General features: G+C 72.5%; 1 protein-coding gene. It reads left to right on the top strand.

The window, feature by feature from the left end; translation table 11 throughout:
* Window positions 1–1,307: uracil-xanthine permease family protein (locus J1M41_RS05835; RefSeq protein WP_241247766.1), on the top strand; the 1,307-nt coding region annotated here is incomplete at its 5' end.
* Window positions 1,308–1,416 lie beyond the last annotated feature (109 nt).

Raw genomic sequence — 1,416 nt, forward strand, 5'->3', positions numbered from 1 at the left:
GCCCCGGCTGGCGCCTCCACGGCGACGGCCGCACCATCACCCCGGGCACCGTCGTCGCCCCGGACGAGCGGCTGAGCTGGCCCCGGACCGTGGGCATCGGCGTGCAGCACGTGATGGCCATGTTCGGCGCCACCGTGCTCGTGCCCGCCCTGACCGGCATGCCCGCGACGACGGCGCTGCTCTTCTCCGGCCTGGGCACCCTGCTCTTCCTGGTCATCACGGGCAACCGCCTGCCCTCGTACCTGGGCAGCTCGTTCGCGTTCATCGCACCCCTGACGGCCGCCGCCGCGATCGGCGGCACGGGGGCCGCGCTCGGCGGCATCCTGGTGACGGGCCTGCTGCTCACGGTGATCGGCGCGATCGTGCACCGCGCCGGCACCGGGTGGATCCACGCGCTCATGCCGCCGGCGGTGATGGGCACGATCGTGGCCCTGATCGGCCTCAACCTCGCCGGCGCCACGACGACGGCCATGCAGGAGGTGCCGGTCACCACGTTCGGCACGGCCCTGGCGGTGGTGCTCACGGCCGTGACGTTCCGGGGGCTCCTGGGCCGCCTGTCCATCCTCGTGGGCATCGTGGTGGGCTACGTGCTGGCCCTCGCGCAGGGCCAGGTGGACTTCGCCGCCGTCGGGGAGGCCGCCTGGATCGGGCTGCCGCCCTTCCACGGCCCGGAGCTGCGCTGGGACCTGCTGCCCCTGTTCCTGCCCGTCGTGCTCGTGCTGGTCGCGGAGAACATCGGCCATGTCAGGACCGTCGGGCTGATGACCAAGCGCGACCTGGACCCGCTCACCGGCCGTGCCCTGATCGCGGACGGCCTGTCCACCATGCTCTCCGGCGCGGGCGGCGGCGTCGGCACCACCACGTATGCGGAGAACATCGGCGTGATGGCCAGCTCGCGCGTCTACTCGACGGCGGCGTACTGGGTGGCCGGCCTGACCGCGATCGCCCTCGCGTTCCTGCCGAAGTTCGGGGCCGCCGTCGCCACCATCCCGGCCGGGGTGGCCGGCGGCGCGGGCATCATCCTCTACGGGATGATCGGCATGATGGGCGTGCGCATCTGGGTGCAGAACCGCGTGGACTTCTCCAACACCGTGAACCTCATGACGGCGGGTGCGGGCCTGATCATCGCGATCGCCGACCCCCAGCTCGTGGTCGGCGGGCTCGTGTTCGGCGGCATCACGCTCGGCACGGTCGCCGCCCTGGTGGTGTACCACCTCATGACGGCGATCGCCCGCGCCCGCGGCACCGAGCCGGTGCCCGAGGACGAGGAGGAGTTCGAGGCCTCGGAGGCCGGCCGGCTCGGCTGACCCCGATCCCGCGCCACGCGCACTTTCGGTCGTGAGATAGGGCCAATCTCACGACCGAAAGCGCTGAGAACCCCCCTTTCACGTTCGAAAACGCTGGGCGGGGGCGGGC

The organism is Micrococcus sp. KRD096 (genome assembly GCF_017168495.1).
Lineage (GTDB): Bacteria > Actinomycetota > Actinomycetes > Actinomycetales > Micrococcaceae > Micrococcus > Micrococcus luteus.